Here is a 19377-nt window from a genome sequence, read left to right as displayed (position 1 = left end):
ATTTCTTACACTAAGATAAAGTCCCCCTGAGCTCCAAGACTGCTTTGATGTCCACCTGATGGGGTTAGACGACAATTTAAAATGGCTATTAATCATCTTCATTATCATTTAACGGTAAATACCCATGTCTTGCTTAGTGTGGGACTCTTTCTTAACCTGTCTCTTTCCTTTTCAGCCTGTGGCAAACTTTGTGAACTGTATATCTGCACGTAGTACAAGTTCTTGGGTGAATGATATCCTACCTGAGTAAAATAACCCTCATCAAGCAAGGTGTCACTATAGTTTTGGGCGTTGTCGAAACTGGCAAATGCGCCAACTATTACGTAATTGCCAGGGGCCATTTCCAAGAGGTTTCTGCCACTTCGTGGTGTTGGGGTAGTAGGAGTAGGCGCAGGCACGGTTTCAGTGTTTTCCACAATTCGAGGCGCAGCATTCACTCTGGTTACAGGCTCATATTGAACAAGTAATTCCTGGCTCCCGTCGGCATGAATCTTTTTCACAGTGAAGCCCATTTCTTTTTGCCCTGAACTTCCAACCCTAACCAATGGTTTCTCTCCGTCTTCAGCAATTTGCCACTGCTCACCGTTGGCTTTGTCTGGTGCTGGCACCCAAATCGTCGATTCCTCCACGTCACCATTGGGTAGCGAGTTCCTGAATAAAAAGCCAACCTGGTCTTCTCCTTTGATTGTTCTTGTGGGGCGGGCACCGGTGTCACTCACGAGTTTAAAGTTATTGTTTGGATCAGTCTCCTCTTTTCTCCCTTGCACACCAATTTTCACGCCTTGCTTCCTAAGATCCTCTTTAAGGAGTGCCTCGCTCGAATAAGCAGGAGACCATACAGTAGACACCTTTGATGGGAGGCCAGGGCCAGAAACTCTCCACTGCAAGCCCACTTCTTTCTGTCCATTTGGAGCGGTTCGTTCTTCCACGTTGTCAATTGAGTTGACAAGCGACCACCTTTCTTCAGAGTTGAAATCAGCTACAGGAATAAAGCTTACGGTGTATTCGGTATTTCCTTGTGCATTTTTTCGGGAAAGCGTCACACCCTCTTGTTTTGTTCCGTTCAGCTCTCTCTCTATAGGAGCCCCCTCATTTTCGGAGACATAAGCCCAGTTTGTTGCTTTTGGTGCGGCGGCAACGTTGGAAGCGGGCTTAGGTGCTTCCTTTTTCACCACCGGCTCATATTCTACCATCAAGTCCTCAGTGCCATCGGGGTGGATTTGCTTAAGAATTACGCCAAGTTCTTTCTCTCCATTAGGGCCAATTCTTATCGCAGGCTTCTCGTTGGGATCCGCCAACTCCCACCTTTCGCCAGTATTTGGATCTGGCGCAGGCACCCAAACAATAGTTTCCTCAACGGTTCCGTCTGCCAAAGTATTATTAAACACAAAGCCCACCTGCCTTTCACCATTAACCGTTCTTTCTGGCATAGTGGAGCGGCTGCTTGACAGCGCAAAATTATGAGCAGCATCTGGATTCTGGCTGGCAGTCATGTCTACTCCAGAGGCTGCCATCCCAGTCTTCATTTCGGCCTCTGATGTGTAGACGGGCGACCAAATAATTTTGTCTTCTATGGAACCATCCTCGTGCTTCACACGCCAAAGTACACCAACTTCCTTTTGTCCATTGGCATTTACCCGCTCCTGTGCGGCTCCTGCATTGTTTACCAGTGACCATACTTCCTCTGACCCAAACTTCGCTTCAGGAATAAAGCTAACGATGAACTCCTTGTTTCCCTGGGCGTTTGTCCTTGTCAGCGTAACACCTTCTTCGGCTTGTCCGGCAGCATTCGTTCTTGAAATGGGCGCTCCGTTGTTTTCAGAAACGTATTGCCATGCAGAGGCTCCTGCTGGCTTCGTCTCCTCTACAGGTTTTTCAGGTGTGTCGTCAGCCAGAAGCGCACTCTTCTTCTCTTCCGGCTTTGTGTTGTTCAACGCCTGTAGCCTTTCTTCTTCACGCTTTTTCCTTGCCTCTTCGAGTGCCAATTGTCTGGCCGCCTCTTCATCTCTTTCCGCTTTTGACTTCGAATGGCTCTTTATGAAGGAAGAAACATGTTCAGCGTGCTCTTTTCTGGTTCCCAAATGAAGTCCCAGGTGTATTTCATGAGATCCGGTGGAGAAAGTTGCCAGGTCAGAAGAAGGCAAATCATAGGCATAGCCAACCGCCAGACGTTCCGCTATTTTTATACCTGCCAACCCCACAAAACCGGCATCTTGCCGATAGGAAGCACCCACCCACACAAGGTGCTTGATATGAAAGATGTTGGTGACTTCATATTGGCTATTGCCGACTCCTGAGTATTTATATAGTATGTGTGGCTCCCAGGCAAGGGCATCGTCAAAAAGACTTTGACGATAGTTGGCCTTGAATAATATGTTGTCGACAGGAGTAACCCTGACCGGACTCAGCGTTTTTTGACTGAGAACGTCGTGACTGATGAGGCTTGGCAGAGAAAAACCGGCATTGAACTTGCCAAAGTGATAAGTGACACCAAAGTCGCTCCTCATATAAAAATTATTGTCGAGAAGATTGACCAATGCAGGGTCGGCGCTGTTGCCAATGGCGTCCAAATCCACCCCATTGTTACCGGCACCTAGTGAAAGACCGAACCTTAAATAGTGTTTCCGGTCGAGAGGTAGCAGGTAGCCTCCAGTTACTCTGAATGAATTGTCTGTTAGCGGCCCTTGCCTGTCGGTGCTAATTTCTCCGCCTATGGCCAGCCGATTTTTCAGGGGTGTATGAAAAACTACATGTGAATATTGAGGAGCACCCTCTATACCAACCCACTGCTGGCGATGCATGAAAAATACTACCGTGTGGCCTTCAATACCTGCAAAAGCAGGATTGTAGAGGTAGGGATTCATGAAGAACTGGCTGTAAACAGGTACTTGCTGGGCTTCTGATAGAAAAGGTAAAAAACTCAGAAAAAGCCAAAGTATACGTTTTCTCATGTCAACGCTATTGGATAATATTACTATTCTTTTAAACCAGTTCTCAGTAGCGGGTCAAAAGCAGATAGAAAACAGAAATCGAAATTTATCAAAATTAATTTACAGCTGATAATAATCTTTACAGAACCGGCCTAAAAAAGGCAATTCAGAAAGAATAGAACTCATTTTTAACGCAAGCTAGCGAGATTTATTCTTATAGTAAAATTTCAACTTCAAATTAGATTTTTTTAATTTGAGAGTAAAAATCTGTTTTTAAACCCTAAATTTCGGATAATTGAATAAATCGCCTTCAGGGTTTTCTATGACAAGAACCTCATTTGTTATTCTATTTACTTTATTTTTAAGTAGTTATCTGGTAAAAGGCCAAATATTGACCGGCCCAAAGGTTGGGCTCAACCTCTCCACCATGCACTTCGATGAGAAGCAATATACCCGTGATTACGAGACGGTGTGGAGACCGGGGTTTAGTGGCGGATGGGTTTTCAACTATTCAGCTTCCAAGTCGACTGTATGGTCCTTCCACGGAGAATTGTATTATTCCACAAAAGGGAGGACTATTCAAAAACGAGGGTTGGATTACGTGAAGAACGTAACACGCTTCCATAATATTGATATGCCAGCCATGTTCAGGGGCACCTTTCAATTGGGATCGCTCAAATGGTACTTGAATGCTGGCCCCGCCCTGAGCTACTGGGTGTATGGAAATGGTCAGATATCGTCATCCGAACTTGATGAAGGGAAGGTGGGTACAGTGAATTATCACTATGATTTCACGAAATATGACACACCACGGCCGGAGGAACGAGACTATCCGATCGCAAACGGTATCATAGAAGTGCCAAATGCCAACAGGCTGCAGGTAGGGCTTAGTTTTGGCGGTGGTTTTGAGTTTCCGGTGTTGGAGGATCAAATTGTGCAGCTTGATTTCAGGTACAATATGGGCCACACCAATATTGGGGAAAAAGAAGATAACTTCTTTGGTCTGAATAAGTACAAAGAGAATTTTGAAGGGTCAAACCGGAACATTGAGATATCACTGGCGTTTTTGTTGGACTACAATACACAGCTTAGGAAAAAAGGCCGCAGCACAAGTAAAGTAAAATAGTATGAGAATAAGTGAATTTGAGTTTGACGAAAAGAGCATTGAGAAAGTGAAAGGGGAGATGAAAGCTCTGAGTTCCACTTATGTTATTAATGAAACAGAAGACAACTCTGATGACTATCTGGAGTTTTTCTTCGTCGGCAAGCATAATGGTGAAGAGGTACTTTTTGACACTGCCTTGTACACACTGCAACTACATCACGAAAGTGAGTTATATGATGAAGCTGAAAAGCAAGCCATGAAGAGATTCCCCGAGTACAGGGACTTGGTCAATAGGGGAGTAGAAATCCGTGAAGGCATGCTGCCAGCCAAACTTGAAGAAGAAGTTGGCATTTTTATTACTGAGACGATGCTTGATCTTGAAGAAGAGGAGTCGGTAAAGGTGAAAGAGCACATGGAGTTGGACGAAGAGCTTGAAGCCCGTGTAGGAATCGACGTCTGTCTCAACGTCGACAAAGTTACTCCTGCAGTGGTCGAAAAGTTCATCAGCGATTTTAACTCAGGTCAGCTCAGGCTTGATCCCACACTTTACAGTTTTGAGTCGGACGAAAACGACGACTAAATAGAAGGCGGCGGTATGCTTCGAGTGGCCTGGTCAAAAGCGTACAACCACCGGCTACCTGACAAGCACAGGTTCCCGATGATGAAGTATGAGCTGCTTCCGGAACAACTCATTTACGAGGGGACTATCAAAGAAGATCAATTGTTTGCTCCCGGGCACCTCTCAACCGAACAAATCCTTCGGACGCACGACGCCGACTACTGGCGGAGGTTGAGCAGCCTGAGCCTTTCCGCTGCAGAAATAAGAAAAACTGGTTTTCCGCACTCTGAGTCACTTATTGAGCGAGAGACAAACATTGCTGCCGGAACCGTTGAATGCTGCCGCTTTGCTTTACAGTATGGTGTGTCATTCAATGTAGCCGGAGGCACGCACCATGCCTTTACCGATAGGGGAGAGGGTTTCTGTTTGTTGAACGACATGGCCATTGCTGCCAGCGACCTGCTGGCAAATTCACTTGCATCAAAAATCCTGATAATTGACCTGGATGTTCATCAGGGCAATGGAACCGCTCAAATATTTACCAGAAACAAAGAGGTGTTTACGCTAAGCATGCATGGTGCCAGAAACTATCCAGCCAAAAAGGAGCAGTCCAGTCTCGATATTGGCCTGGCCGACGGTACTGACGATAAGCTATACCTTAAACTACTTGAGGCGAACCTTAAGAGCATTTTGGATGACTTCCGGCCGGATTTCGTATTTTATCAGGCTGGCGTTGATGTGCTGGCCACTGATAAGCTGGGTAGGCTGGCCTTGAGCCAGTCAGGGTGCAAAGAAAGGGATCGGTTGGTCTTGCAGCTTTGCCGAGAATGTAGGCTTCCAGTGGTAGTGACCATGGGAGGCGGTTATTCTGAGAAAATCAATGACATTGTGGAGGCGCATGCCAATACCTTCAGGCTTGCTCAGGATATTTACTTTTGACAAACGCTTACAATTTTGCCAGGAAATAGCTTAATTCAATCATGAACGAGCGCAAGCTATTCAGAGAAAGCGTTTTTATCACACTTGCTTTTGTAGGAGTACTGTGGTGCGTCAAGTCATGGGAGTATGCCACGTCTGTTGATTTGTCCTTTCTTGGTATATACCCACGGACTCTGAAAGGTTCTCTGGGCATTGTGACATCTCCATTTATCCATGGCGATATTCAGCACCTGCTCTCCAATACTTTTCCTCTTGCGATCCTTGGAGTAGGGCTTTTTTTCTTCTTTAGAAAGATAGCGCTCGAGGTTTTTGTGATTGTGTACTTTTCAACCGGTTTTTGGGTATGGACAACAGCCCGGCCGGCTTTTCACATCGGCGCCAGCGGCATTATTTACGGCTTGGTTTCTTTCCTTTTCTTTTTTGGCCTCATCAAGCGTGATGCGAGGTCGCTGGCGGTGAGTATGATAGTCGTTTTTCTCTACCACGGCCTGTTTGCAGGCATTTTTCCTTTTTCGGATCAGATAAGCTGGGAATCCCATCTTTTTGGCGGCTTATCGGGGCTTTTTTGCGCCATCCATTTCAGAAACAAGAGTGTTACGGAAGAAGCATTAGCGGTAAACCAGGCAATTCAGCATGATGACATTACCGAGGAAGGCCAAGCCAATGGTGGAGCTGAGATGCCTGGTGCTGTGGCCGACCAGGTTCAAATACCTCCCAGTCTTTTGATAAGATTCACAAATTCGACTAAAAACGAAGAAGACGCCGCCGACGATATTATCTCATTGCATTAGCCATTGCCGTTCAAATAGTTTCCATATATTTGCCGCTTCTTAATCAAAACTAGAGCGTGAAAAATCTATCCACTGTACTTAGTATCGTCCTTTTAGCAGCAGTTGCTGTGTTGTTTTATCTGGTGCTTAGCAATAAAAGTGCATCTTCAGATCCTGAGGTAGCTAGTCTTGATTCTTCCATTGACAGAATCAGTGGCGACCTTTCGATTGCCTACGTGAACTCAGATACACTGCTGAGCAAATATGAATATTTCAAGGATATAAGCAGTGATTTGGAAAAAAAGAGGGCGAAATTGGAGTCTGAATACAGGAACCGGGCGGAAGGTCTTCAGAGAGAAATACAGAATTTCCAGAACACAGCTCAGAACATGACAATGAACCAGGCCAGGGCTAAGGAGGAGGAACTCACTGTGAAACAACAAAACCTCTACCAGTATCAGCAAACCTTGGGTCAGCAGTTGGTTGAAGAAGAAACCAAGCTCAACGAACAACTTTATAATGCGGTGAGTGGCTACCTGTCGGAGTTTAGCGGGAGCAACAAATACCATCTTGTGTTGACGTATACGAAGGGTAGCGGCGTTCTTTATGCGGACAAAAGACTTGACATTACCGATGAGGTAATTAAGGGTTTAAATAAGAGCTACCTTCAATCAAAGGGTGTGATCCCAACCGATAAAATAGATTCGACAGGCGTCACCAAATAGACGTTATCTTTTAAATAATACTTTTTTTTAGAGCCAATTGGCTGTTGTAATATTTTTATGTAGAATTGTAATTGTATTTGTTGGCTATTTTTTGGACGCTGCTCTGTGAGCCATCATCTTATTTGTTGTATGTTTCCTTAAGACAATTTTTTTTGGTACTTTGGCAGTATTCTGGTGTGTTCTGTGCGCCTGAAATGTCAACCTAACTATACTGATACGTGCTGCAGGCTTTCTTAAAATTTTTAGGAGGTGAGCCAGGAGAGGAGAAGCAAATGTGGCTGCTCCTTGGTAAGGGCTTTTTTATGGGCATCTTCCTGGCTACCTATACTGTGGGCGCTGAAACCTTGTTCTTGAGTAAGATGGGGGAAGGTATGCTAGAGATCGCCTTCTTCATTGGCGGCTTTTTAGGTATTGTTTCCACCATCGTTTTCGTTTCTCTTCAACGGAACATCAATTTCTCCAGTCTTGCGATTACCAACACTTTCCTGATTTTCGGGTACGTCACCTTGTTACGTGGAACTTATGAGTTTTATGACAGCCCCTGGATAACCTTTGCATTCTTCGTGATGATGGGGCCCATTACCGCCATTACATTACTTACTTTTTGGGGTGTATTCGGTCGAATGTTTAGCCTTAGGGCCTCCAAGAGGATCATGGGAGGTATTGATACCGGCCAGATGCTGGCAACAGCCCTGGCATTTTTCTCCATCCCTGTTTTAAGAAAAATAAACCTAATCAACGATACAACAGACTTGCTGTTTATCTCCATCGTAGGCGCTTTTGGAATTTTCATATTCACGCTGCTTATAGTAAAGAACTACAACCTTGACATCGCAACAAAGAAAGTTTCACGTGAGAAGCCGAACACCAGCTACACAGACCTGCTGAAGAATAAATACCTCGGGCTATTGTCACTGTTCCTGATTTTTTCTTGTGCATCGGCAGTGTTTGCCGAATACTCTTTTTATACCTCTGTTGAGGTAATGTATCCGGACGAAGCCGAGTTATCTGATTTTCTATCAGCTTATGATGGTATCATCATCCTGGTAAGCTTTATTTTCCAAAGCTTTTTCAACGATATTATCATTGGAAAGTATGGCTTAAAGGTTTCACTAATGGTGATGCCCATCGTTCTCGGTGGGTTCGTTCTTGGTGCTATTGTGTCAGGGCACTTTTTTGGATACACTGTCAAGAATGACGCTTACATATTGTTCTTTCTTTTTACTGGTATGGGGCGCTTGCTAAGCGCCTCTCTGAAAGATGCCCTGGAAAACCCGGCATTTAAGATTTACTTTTTACCATTAGATATAAAAATACGTTTTGATATTCAATCCAGGATTGAAGGCGTAGTAAATGAATTTGCAGTGCTTGTATCTGGAGCGGCACTTTTTCTTTTAGGCCTGCTTAGTTTCTTCAGCCTGATCTACTACTCCTATGTAATTATCATACTTTGTATTGTAGTGATTTACCTCGCTGCCAAATTGTATGATGAGTACAAGGGCACTTTAAAAATTACTTTAACAAGGCAAAAGGAAGCACTTGGGTCGAAGGGGACGAAGAATGAGAACAGCACAGTGAATGTGCTGCAAAGAGAGTTTGATGAACACAACGCCGACAGTATCGTGCTCTCGTTGAAATTATTTGAAAAAATGGAGCCAATTCTGTTCAGACGTGTCCTGGTGGAGACTTTGAAGAGCCCATTTGCTGAGGTTAGAAAATACGCTTACAATAAGTGCCGGCAGGTAAACAACTTTGAGAACCTGGCTGAAATAAAAAAACTTGCTTCCTATGAACAGGAAGAAGAGATAAGAAACCTTGCTATTGAGGTTATTGCGTTTTTGCAAATCTCGGAAGACTATGAATTGGATGAAATCCCGGTTCGCAAATTAGTGCGTTCGACGAATAAAGCTGATAGAGTATTTGCCGCTCAAATTTTAGCTAAACTCGACGATGAAAAGTTTGTGCCCCTGTTGATTGAGCTGTTAAGGGATATCAACACTGACGTGCGCATTGCTGCCATGGCAAGCGCCGGGCTAGCCAAATGGCCTGAGCTCTGGCCGATTCTAGTCGAGAACCTTCACGTGCCTTTATATGCCAATGCCGCCAAGGCTGCATTGACCACAGGTGGCGAGCCAGTGTTACACACAGTCGACACGGCTTTCTACAAAACAGGGCAGCAGGCAAACACAATGTTTAGGGTCATTCAGATACTCGGTCGTATAGGTGGGCCCGAAGCGGTTGAACGATTGTGGAAGAAGATCGACTTCCCTGACAAGGTAATTGTATCGGAGCTGCTGCTGTCCCTCAGCTATTTGGGCTACCATGCCAAGGATTTTCAAGCGGCAAGAATTAAGATTCAGATCGAAGCTGAAATAGGTGATATCGCCTGGAACATTAAGGTGCTGACGGAGATACCGGACGAAACGGAAACTGACCTTCTGCTAATGCAGGCAATCGAGGAGGAGAACGCCCAAAACTACGACGACATCTACATGCTGATGGCGCTCATATATGATTCGCAAGCCGTTGAACTGGTAAAAGAGAACATCAACCTGGCCACAAGCGAAAGTGTGACTTTTGCTGTTGAAATGTTGGATATTTTCCTCGAGGATGAATTAAAGCCGAAGGCCTTTCCTGTCTTTGACGAACTGAAGCCTCAGGAAAGACTGGCCCGGCTGAACGACTTTTACCCACCGGAAGAATTTCTCGGATATGAGGATTTGCTGCTTTCTATTATTAACAGAGACTACAACCATATCAATAGATGGACCAAGGCTGTGGCGCTGTACAGACTGTCGATGATGGACGATGCTAAGGTGTCAGCCGATTTAATTGCCAATCTCTTTAACCCCGATAAACTGATTCTTCAGACGTCCGCCTGGATTATTTACAAGAAGGACAAGCTGGAATATCAAAAGCATACCAGAAGGATAAAGCCCGGAGTTAAAAAGGACCTTGACAGGGCAATAGTGCCGCCAACATTTGTAGAGACAGAGGAAGATCTTCATTTGAAAATGCTGCTGATCGAAAAAGCGGTGTTTGTGAAGGGGCTTGATCTTTTTAAGACTATTCCTGGCTCTGTTTTGACGGATATTGTAGACATGGCAGAGGAAGTGAGAATGAAGGAAGGGATCACATTCGTGACCAAAGGTGACAACGGCAATGCACCGATCTACATGATCGTGTCAGGAGAAGTTATGGAACACGATGACCTGGGGCATAGCGACAAACTTGGCAGCAGAGAAGTAATTGGTTTCAATAAGCTGGTGGAAACGGATGTGTTCGAATACAGCTATACCACATTAAAGGAAACAGTGTTTTTGACGATTTCAATGGAGGCGCTATTTGATTTGATGAGTAAAAATATTGAAATGGTGGAAGCTACGCTGCTGTCTGTTAAAAGCGCTGATACTTTGGAGGCTCCAGAGGAAGAAATCGCCGAAGACAGACTTCTTTTTTTTACTCAGTAATTGAATGAGATTTAGTTGCGTGAAGGAACAAATATGAATAGGAAAGTTTTTTGACCTGAAAATAATGGCAGTTGGAAAAGAGATATTAATTAGTTTCTCCTCTGAAGATAATCGTCCGAGGATCGCAGGCGACAGGGGCTGGGTAACAAGCTTTTGCAAATTCCTTACTACCCTGCTTACCCAAATCATGAAAGAAGAGCCTCACGTCAGGATGATTGATGAGACGCAGCAAAATCATGCTGAGATAGAAAAAGCGGCCGTTTTCATCACCATACTTTCTAATAGTTTTAAGGCCGACACCCACCTGATCGAAGGTGTGTCACACTTCGGACGCAAGGCTGCTGAAGCTGGGAACCTGATTATTGGTGGTAAGGCCCGGATGTTCAAAGTATTGAAGCACCAGGTCGAAATTGACAGTGTACTTCCAGAATTTGAGAACATCCTTACTTACGATCTCTTCCAAATTGACCCCATGACAGGTGAGGCGCAGGAGTACACCAGGTATTTTGGATCGGAAGCTGAGAGAAGCTACTGGCTGAAGCTGGTGGACATGTCTTACGACATTTATCAGATTCTGGAAAAGCTGGGCTCCACGAAAAAAGCGGTAAAAGATATCACGCCAAAAGAGCGTACTGTCTATCTCGCAAGCACCGGCGTGGATATCCTTATTCAAAGGGACATTGTAAAAAGGGAGCTGCTCCGCCACGGCTACAGAGTGCTGCCCGAGCAGTCACTTCCAAAGGAGGCCAAACTGCTGGAGGCCATGGTGAAGTCGGATTTGGAGAAGTGCCGACTGTCTATCCACCTCATTGGTGAAGACTACGGCTATAGACCTAAGGGATCTGATCTGTCCATTGTGGATATACAAAATAAGATAGCGTCAGAATATGTGCTGAAGGTTGTAGAGCACAACAAGAAAAGTGCCGATAAAGAGCCTTTTTCACGACTTATTTGGCTCTCTCCAGACATGGTGAATGTCTCCGAGCGCCAGAAGATTTTTATTGAGGATTTGAAAACGGACGCTGCCGCAGTGGAAGAGGCCGAAGTATTGCAAATTACCCTACAGGAATTGAAGACTATTGTGCGGGAGGAGTTGCTGACGGGCGGACGTTTCAAAACGAGAAATCATTACGCCAACGAGGCTGAAGAGACGAAGGGAGGAAAGATGGTTTACCTGATCTGTGATAAGTCTGATGCCAGCGAGGCCGAGCCCATTGCCAAGGCTTTGACAGCGAAAGGTTGTGAGGTGATGACGTCTCTTTTTGATGGAGATTTGATCGACTTGCGCTACCTGCATCAGGAAAACCTGAGACGCTGCGATGCATCGCTGATATATTTCGGTAAAGCTAATCATCAATGGATAAAGGCTAAACTTCAGGATCTTTTGAAGGCACCTGGATTTGGCAGAATTAAGCCTTTGAAGGCAAAGGCAATTTATGTAGCAGGGGAGGCCAAGGTAAAAGCTGAGGAATTTAAAGAGGAAGGTACCCTGATTTTAACTGGTAACGGCGAATTCAAAGCCGATTCTTTAAAACCATTCCTGGAGAAAATTGAAAAGTAAATTATGAGCGCTAGCAACCTTGACCCAAACGAGTCCGACGGAAGACCTGATCAGGTTTCGTCCGGAACTATCTCAAGAGGTAGCACCACTACCTTGTTTAATCCATTCCCAGGCCTTCGGCCGTTTGGAGTTGAAGAATCTCACTTGTTTTTTGGCCGGGAAGGCCAAAGTGACGAAGTGCTGGTAAAACTGGCGGAAAACCGTTTTTCGGCTGTTCTTGGCTCATCCGGAAGTGGTAAATCGTCTTTGATGTACTGCGGATTGATACCAACTCTCTACGGTGGCTTCATGACACAAGCAGGTTCCAACTGGAAGATTGTGGTACTGAGACCAGGCGGCGGCCCCATCGACAACCTGGCAGAATCGCTGGTAGAAAGGGACGATGAGTATGCCGGACTCGACGAAGAAGAGCGCTTAATCCGTAAGACCATTACTGCTACTGTGCTGAGGAGTAGCTCCCTTGGGTTGGTAGAAGCAGTAAAACAGCTTAAGAAATCTGAAAGCGAAAACATACTGATTCTTGTTGACCAGTTTGAAGAGCTCTTCCGCTACAAAAAGACGGAGAGCATGACTTCGTCTCAGGACGAGTCTTCCGCTTTTGTCAACCTTTTGATGGAGGCTGTCCATCAGTTCGATGAGCCTATTTATGTCACCATCACCATGCGGTCTGACTTCATAGGTGAGTGCGCAGTTTTTCCAGAGCTCACCCAAATGATCAACGACAGCCATTACCTGATTCCTCAAATGACGAGGGATCAGAAAAGACTGGCGATAGAAGGCCCCGTGGCGGTAGGTGGGGGTACAATAGCGCCCCGTTTGGTGCAGCAATTGTTGAACGACGTCGGAGACAACCCCGACCAGCTGCCCATTCTACAGCATGCCTTGATGCGTACCTGGTCCAACTGGGCTGACAATCACAAAGAAGAGGAGTCGATGGACATCCGGCATTACAATGCCATCGGCACGTTGAAGGAAGCTTTGTCGCAGCATGCCAACGAGGCCTACGATATGCTTTCCAAACGGGAGAAGCAGATTTGCGAAACCATGTTCAAGGCGCTTACTGAGCGTGGTTCTGAGAACCAGGGAATTCGAAGACCGACGAAATTAAGCGTGATTGCTTCGATATCCGGGGTAACCGAAGATGAGGTTTTCCGGGTGGTAGACAAGTTTCGTGAGCCGGGCAGGTCGTTGCTTATGCCTCCTTATGGCAGACAGCTCGAATCTGAAACGGTGATTGATATTTCGCATGAAAGCCTTATGCGGATTTGGACCAGACTCAAAACCTGGCTGGATGAAGAAAGCCGTTCGGCAGAAATGTACCTGAAGCTCTCCGAGTCTGCTGAAAGGTACCAGGAAGGGCGGGCTGGCTTATGGAAAATGCCTGACCTGCAACTCGCACTCAACTGGCAGGAAGAAAACAGACCAACCCTGGTTTGGGGGCAGCGGTACAACACTGCCTACGAGAGAACCATTGTGTTCCTTGAAACAAGTAAAAGAGCCTACGAAACAGAGCAAAGGAACAAAGAACTCCTGCAAAAACGGCAAATACGTCGTTCAAGAATATTTGCCCTCGTGCTGGCTGGTGCGGCATTGATCCTTCTCTTTGCAATGATTTACTCGATTATTAAGGCGAGTGAGGCGACCAAAGCGACCCAGCAGGCAGTCGAAAACCTCGAGCTTGCGAAAATTGCCGAAGCTGAAGCCAAAAAGCAAGAGGAACTCGCAAAAGATGAGGCAGCACGGGCGGATCAGAACGCCGAAAAAGCTACAATTGAAGCTGATAGAGCTAAAGCGGCTCAGTTGGATGCTGAAGAACAAACAAAACGGGCCGAGTACCAACGAGGGCTAGCGTTGATAGCAACTGAACAAGCCAATGAAAGCGCCCGGGTCGCAGATGTGGAAAGGCAGAACGCTGTCAAGCAAACGGAAATTGCCGAGGGAGAGAGAATAAAGGCTGAAGACGCCCGGAAGAATGCCGAAGCTCTTCGTTACCAGGCGATAGCTCAGTCAATGGCGATTAAAACATCTCAGGTGAAAGATGCTACACGAAAGACTTTAATAGCGATGCAAGCCTTCAACTTCTTTAGGGAATATAGTAACAAACCTTATAATGGAGATATTTACCTGGGGCTCTATAACGCATGGACAACGGAAAACGGAGCAGACGTGGTAAAATGGAAGGGACATACCGGCGGTGTTAAGTCGGTAGTGTACAGCAAAGACGGTCAAAATATGTACACAGCCGGATCTGATGGAAGAGTGTTGAAGTGGAGCATGTCCAACACCGCCAGAGAAGGGGTTGACGTGCTGCCAGTTCCAAATTCCAGCGTAAACAGGGTTGTGGCGGTTAGTCCCGATGAAAAATACCTGGCGGTTGGTAATGAAGATCACATACAGCTAATTGACCTGTCGAACCCTGGAGCCCTTAACCTACTTGACGCACACGGAGGTGCTGTATACGATTTGGTCTTCCTGCCTGATGCGAGTGGATTTGTGTCCGTTGGAAATGATGGAAAAATTCAAAGAAGCAATTTCTCGTCGTTTTCATCTATGGCAAGTCTTAGCCAGCCAGTGAAAAAGTTGGCAATGAGTGCAGACGGGAAAACACTGGCTGCAGGTGGAACTGATGGCAATGTATATTTGTACAACATGGCTAATAATAGCCTGCAGGCGACACTAGTAAATGCCGACAATATTCCAATCACTTCTGTAGCCTTCAGCCGAAACGGGCAGTTTCTGGCTTATGGTGATCAGTCGGGCAGAATCGTCATCCAGGATATCGTCGCAAAGACAACCCTGGCAGAGCTAAATGGCCATGAAAGCTCGGTCTCTGATCTTGAATTCAATGGGCTTACCACCTTGCTTGCATCATCAGGTTGGGATAAAACGGCAAAGCTTTGGGTGCTTAACGATATTTTCGGACTGCCTACCATTTTGAATGACCACGGCGATTATGTTAACGCTGTTTCATTTTCTCCTGACGGTCATTATTTGGCTACGGCGAGTAATGATAAGCTCCTTCGGGTGTGGCCCACTAAACCCGATATGATTGCTGCTGGTTTGTGCAGCGAAATTGACCGGAATCTTGACCAAACAGAATGGAACCAATACGTTGGCAGTGACATCGACTACAAAATCACCTGTCCGGATTATCCAAGTGGAGCTGAACAATAAAATGATGAAGGATATTAAAAAGAATGAGTTATTGGCAATCGCTTTGTTTAGCGTTCTTATTGTTCTGACTTCCAGAAGTGCAATAGCACAGACAGTAGTTTGTACGCAAAACCTGGATCGGGCGCAAGGAATGTTCGATATAGGCGACCTGCCTGGCATTCCGGCTTTACTGATGCCTTGTATAAAAAGTGGCGGCTTTGCTAAAGAAGAAAGTATAAGAGCGCTTGAGATACTGACAGAGACTTACCTCTATCAGGACGATTTGGCCAACGCCGATATTTGGATGATTGAACTGTTGAAAGCAGATCCTGAACATAAGCTGGATCCTTCTTTGGATCCGCAGGAGATTATTTTGCACAAGGAAAAATTCCGTTACAAGCCTATTTTTAGGGTTAGTGGTAGTATTGGGTTGAACCGGAGTACTTACCGGTTGATAACAAGTTACTCTCTTTGGTCAGACGATGATCAATCGGTTTATACGCCAGGCATACAGTTTAATGGATTTGCCCAGATTGAGAAAGAGGTGTATCCGGGCTTCGATGTGGGCCTGGGCCTGGGCTATGTGTTGAAGACATTTTCAGCCGAGAGCGAGGTCATCTACGGAAAGGCCGCCAGCGACGCATCTGACTCACTGGCTGTTGCGCAAGGTTTGGGTAACCTCGCCACGTACTCAGAGAACTACGCTGTGTTGGAAGCTCCTGTTTTTGTAAAATACACCTACTATGGAGATGGAGAGCGAACATTCAATCCGTACGTTTTTGCTGGGGTGAGCTTTGATTACTTAGTCAGTGCTAAACAGACCTCAACAAGAAGAGCGAATCAGTCAGAGCGTGACGGTGTGAAGGCTTCATCTACGCTCCCTGACCCCAATTTGGTAGCAGATGAACGAAGAAAAGCATTGACTTACTATGGCTTTGCGGGGTTGGGCGTGAAAATTCGAAGGAAGACACATTTCTTTTTTGTGGAGGCCAGGTATAACTACGGCATGATGAACATAGTCAACGGTGATAACAGATTTCCCTCAGAAATCACTGCTGATGGCAACAAGCAGGAGAGTATTTTCAACATCGGTTTGGTCGACAACGATTTTACACTTGATGGAGTCACGCTGGTAGGTGGTTTTCAGTTATCGATCTATAATCCACAAAAACTTAAAGAGAAGAGACTTAAATGATGAGGATATTAAGAGCGATTTGCTTTGTGGTAGTTGGTGGGCTTGTGGGATGCACGCCCGAAGATCCCAACTCTTTAGCGCCAGATGAGGTCTTTGTGAAATATTTTGGTGGTGAAGGTATTGATAAGGCAGCAGACTTTGTCGTGAATCTGCAAGGTGCTGAAGTGGAAAACTATGTGATTTTCGGGTCAAGTGACAGCTATTTGCTCACAGAGCAAACTGGAAACACCGAATGGGTATTGCTTTTTGCAGACAAGAGCGGTAATCTCTTACCAAATGGCATCAAGCGTTTTCCTACGGCGGACTTTCTTCCATTATTGCCCTATTTTTCGTCCACGGGAAAAGTGACGTGTACCCCGGTTCGAATAAAGAAGACCGTGAATGGAGGCTACCTGCTCATTGGATCGATCACCTACAGGAGTATATACGAAAATGAGATCGAGAGCAGTTTTCAACAATCTGCTATGCTGATAGTGAGGGTGGATGCCAGTGGAAACTATGACTCTGCTTCGGATGTCAGGGTATTTGGCGGTGAATATAAGACAGTCGAGATAGGGTCGAGTGGTTTATATGATACATTATCACTTAGTCAAAAAGGGGCTGATATAGTAGAAATAGCTGACGGATATTTCGCTGTTGGTTCAACTGAAAATGTTCCGCTGAGAGATGCACAAGTGCAAGATTTAAGTGATTTTTTTCTCGTTAAGCTTGATGCAGACTTCAATACCGTATGGACAAAGACCGAAGGAACAGCCTCCGATGATGTCGGGGTCGCCGTAGTAAGTATTCAAAATGGCAGCCAGGTGGTTATAGCTGGGCAGACCAGAGGAAACAACAGAAACTTGTTCAACGCCACAATTGCCACAATTCCGGTGCAGGGCCCGGTAAGCAACGAAAGTATTAGATTTACGCAATCAGGAACTACGGATGTTAATGAGCAGGTGGTGAGGATGCTTAAGTTATCAGATACGGATATTTTTTTAGCAGGAAATAGATTGACACTTTCTTTGCAAAATTCTAAACCTTTTTTGATGAGAATTACGAGTGGTGAATTTCAACTTTCAACTCAAATCGATGTTCCAGACGGGGTTGAGGTTGCTGATTTTTATAGAACGCTTGGTGGTAGATTCGTATATGCGGCTACTACCGCAGAAACGGATGAAGGCGGTGCTAATGGATCGCAGTTACTTCTCATGAGAACTGATGATTTTGGCGGCGATACCAACAATTTTGGTGAAGCTGATTACCTGGGGTACCGCTATGGAGGAAGTGGCAATGACAAAGCCAATGCTATAGTTCAACTCCCTGACGGCAAGTTTGTCATGTTAACAACCATAGAAATTGATAATAACCCACAGACAGTCATTGGCTTAATGAAAACCAATAAAAACGGTGTGCTGGGAAAATAATTGTATAATTCCAGTATTTAATTTCACTTTTTGCTTATTTTTATTAATTGATCAATCCTCATTACCATGAGAAATATATATCGACACATTGGCCTGATTTTTTTAACTGGATTTGCGTTTGGCTTTAGATCGTATGCCCAACCCGTTTTCCAGAATAGCACCCCGCTGATTAATTCAATAACAGGAGTAGGGTTTAATGTAAACGTGGAAATGGACGTTTCTGGAACAGCCTATTTTGTCGTGGTTGCGGATGGAGCCAGTGCGCCTACAAACGTCGAAGTAAAGGCATTGACTGGAAGCGGAGGAAGTGGAGAACTTGCCACAGGAACTATTACCGTTGTTGCTGGGTCAACAAATTATAGTCAAACGGTATCAACGCTTTCCAGTGAAACGGCATACGACGTTTATGTCGTCGCTCAAGATGGTGCTATGACTTTACAAGCATCAGTGACAAAAAGGGACGTTACTACAGCGGACGTCACCCCACCAATATTTCAAAATTCGACCCCCACAATCAACGCAATAACCGGAGTAGGTTTTGACGTAAATGTAGAGTTAAATGAGCCTGGTATCGCCTACTATGTAGTGGTGGCGGACGGAGCGACTGCTCCCAATGCCGCTGAAGTGAAAGCTGGCACAGGAAATGGAGGGGCCGGTGAATTGACCTCTGGCTCTATCAATGTTGTGGCAGGAAGCACTAATTACAATGCCACATTGGCTGGTCTAACCAGTGAGACGCCTTACGATGTATATGTGGTGGCTCAGGATGGTTCAGCTAATTTGCAAGCCTCACCGGTAAAGAAAGATGTAACAACTGCAGATGTCACCCCACCAGTATTTCAAAACTCGACACCAAGTATTTCCGCAGTAACGGGAGTCGGGTTCGATGTAAATGTGGAGATGGACGGTGCAGGAACTGCCTACTACGTGGTAGTGGCCGATGGAGCGACTGCACCTAATTCGGCGGAAGTAAAAGCAGGTACAGGAAACGGTGGTGCCGGTCAACTGGCTTCAGGCTCTATCAATGTTGTAGCCGGAAGTACAAACTATAATGCCACGGTTACGGGATTGGCCAGCGAGACTGCCTTCGATGTGTATGTGGTGGGAGAGGATGGTGTACCCAATTTACAAGCTTCACCTGTGAAATTGGACGTTACGACCGCCGATATTAATCCTCCCGTATTTCAAAATTCAACACCCAGCACCTCTTCGCTTACAGCGGTAGGTTTTGATGTAAATGTAGAGTTAAATGAGCCTGGTATTGCCTACTATGTGGTGGTGGCAGACGGAGCGACTGCTCCCAATGCCGCTGAAGTGAAAGCTGGCACAGGAAGTGGGGGGGCTGGTGAATTGGCCTCAGGCTCTATCAATGTTGTAGCGGGAAGCACCAACTACAATGCTACAGTTGTAGGGCTCTCAAGTGGAACCGCTTATGATCTGTATGTTGTGGCTCAGGACGTCATTCCTAACTTACAGGCTTCACCAACCAAAGTAGATGCGACAACGGCGGACGTCACCCCACCAATATTTCAAAATTCGACCCCCACAATCAACGCAATAA

At 45.6% G+C, this 19377-nt stretch carries 11 protein-coding genes and 1 pseudogene; 11 read left to right on the top strand and 1 reads right to left on the bottom strand.

Annotated features, from left to right (window positions below):
- Nucleotides 1–104: 104 nt before the first annotated feature.
- On the bottom strand, nucleotides 105–2951 hold the full coding sequence (locus AAC052_RS27210; RefSeq protein ID WP_339816275.1) for a PorP/SprF family type IX secretion system membrane protein: 2847 nt from the start codon (nucleotides 2949–2951) through the stop codon (nucleotides 105–107).
- Between the two features lie 370 nt (nucleotides 2952–3321).
- Here AAC052_RS27210 and AAC052_RS27205 point away from each other — a divergent pair, with 370 nt between their 5' ends.
- From AAC052_RS27205 to AAC052_RS27155, 11 genes and pseudogenes are all read left to right on the top strand, one after another.
- Nucleotides 3322–4056 carry a hypothetical protein gene (locus AAC052_RS27205; protein WP_339816274.1) on the top strand — a complete coding sequence of 245 codons (735 nt, stop codon included), beginning with the start codon at nucleotides 3322–3324 and terminating at the stop codon, nucleotides 4054–4056.
- Between the two features lies 1 nt (nucleotide 4057).
- Nucleotides 4058–4615: a hypothetical protein gene (locus tag AAC052_RS27200; protein WP_339816272.1), complete on the top strand. Its 558-nt coding sequence runs from the start codon at nucleotides 4058–4060 to the stop codon at nucleotides 4613–4615.
- A 15-nt stretch (nucleotides 4616–4630) separates the two neighbouring features.
- On the top strand, nucleotides 4631–5533 hold the full coding sequence (locus AAC052_RS27195) for a histone deacetylase (RefSeq protein ID WP_339816270.1): 903 nt from the start codon (nucleotides 4631–4633) through the stop codon (nucleotides 5531–5533).
- 41 nt (nucleotides 5534–5574) lie between these two features.
- A complete protein-coding gene (locus tag AAC052_RS27190) occupies nucleotides 5575–6324 on the top strand; it encodes a rhomboid family intramembrane serine protease (protein WP_339816268.1) in 750 nt (249 codons plus the stop codon).
- Between the two features lie 56 nt (nucleotides 6325–6380).
- Nucleotides 6381–7028 (top strand): OmpH family outer membrane protein, encoded by a 648-nt coding sequence (locus tag AAC052_RS27185; RefSeq protein WP_339816266.1) that lies wholly within the window; start codon nucleotides 6381–6383, stop codon nucleotides 7026–7028.
- 218 nt (nucleotides 7029–7246) lie between these two features.
- Nucleotides 7247–10498, top strand: a complete 3252-nt coding sequence (locus AAC052_RS27180; protein WP_339816265.1) for a HEAT repeat domain-containing protein — start codon at nucleotides 7247–7249, stop codon at nucleotides 10496–10498.
- Nucleotides 10499–10562: 64 nt separating this feature from the next.
- Nucleotides 10563–12059, top strand: coding sequence for a DUF4062 domain-containing protein (locus tag AAC052_RS27175; protein ID WP_339816264.1), 1497 nt, complete (start codon nucleotides 10563–10565; stop codon nucleotides 12057–12059).
- Between the two features lie 3 nt (nucleotides 12060–12062).
- Entirely contained in the window at nucleotides 12063–15233 is a 3171-nt protein-coding gene (locus AAC052_RS27170) for a High-affnity carbon uptake protein Hat/HatR (RefSeq protein ID WP_339816263.1), read from the top strand.
- Nucleotide 15234: 1 nt separating this feature from the next.
- Nucleotides 15235–16407, top strand: coding sequence for an outer membrane beta-barrel protein (locus tag AAC052_RS27165; protein WP_339816262.1), 1173 nt, complete (start codon nucleotides 15235–15237; stop codon nucleotides 16405–16407).
- The gene (locus tag AAC052_RS27160; RefSeq protein WP_339816260.1) at nucleotides 16404–17816 is read left to right on the top strand and encodes a hypothetical protein; all 1413 of its coding nucleotides are present in this window, start codon (nucleotides 16404–16406) and stop codon (nucleotides 17814–17816) included. Before AAC052_RS27165 ends, AAC052_RS27160 begins: the two co-directional genes overlap by 4 nt.
- A 66-nt stretch (nucleotides 17817–17882) precedes the next feature.
- Nucleotides 17883–19377: pseudogene (locus AAC052_RS27155) on the top strand (hypothetical protein); the annotation flags it as partial.

The organism is uncultured Imperialibacter sp., from assembly GCF_963974565.1.
In the GTDB taxonomy this organism is placed as follows: domain Bacteria; phylum Bacteroidota; class Bacteroidia; order Cytophagales; family Cyclobacteriaceae; genus Imperialibacter; species Imperialibacter roseus.
Note: the sequence above shows the minus strand (reverse complement) of the source record. Positions and strands in the feature narration are given on the sequence as shown.

Bases quoted from the DNA above. Each gene is read 5' to 3' on its own strand.
- AAC052_RS27210 (WP_339816275.1), bottom strand. From the start codon at position 2,951: ATGAGAAAACGTATACTTTGGCTTTTTCTGAGTTTTTTACCTTTTCTA.
- AAC052_RS27200 (WP_339816272.1), top strand. From the start codon at position 4,058: ATGAGAATAAGTGAATTTGAGTTTGACGAAAAGAGCATTGAGAAAGTG.
- AAC052_RS27160 (WP_339816260.1), top strand. From the start codon at position 16,404: ATGATGAGGATATTAAGAGCGATTTGCTTTGTGGTAGTTGGTGGGCTT.
- AAC052_RS27190 (WP_339816268.1), top strand. From the start codon at position 5,575: ATGAACGAGCGCAAGCTATTCAGAGAAAGCGTTTTTATCACACTTGCT.
- AAC052_RS27195 (WP_339816270.1), top strand. From the start codon at position 4,631: ATGCTTCGAGTGGCCTGGTCAAAAGCGTACAACCACCGGCTACCTGAC.
- AAC052_RS27165 (WP_339816262.1), top strand. From the start codon at position 15,235: ATGATGAAGGATATTAAAAAGAATGAGTTATTGGCAATCGCTTTGTTT.
- AAC052_RS27170 (WP_339816263.1), top strand. From the start codon at position 12,063: ATGAGCGCTAGCAACCTTGACCCAAACGAGTCCGACGGAAGACCTGAT.
- AAC052_RS27175 (WP_339816264.1), top strand. From the start codon at position 10,563: ATGGCAGTTGGAAAAGAGATATTAATTAGTTTCTCCTCTGAAGATAAT.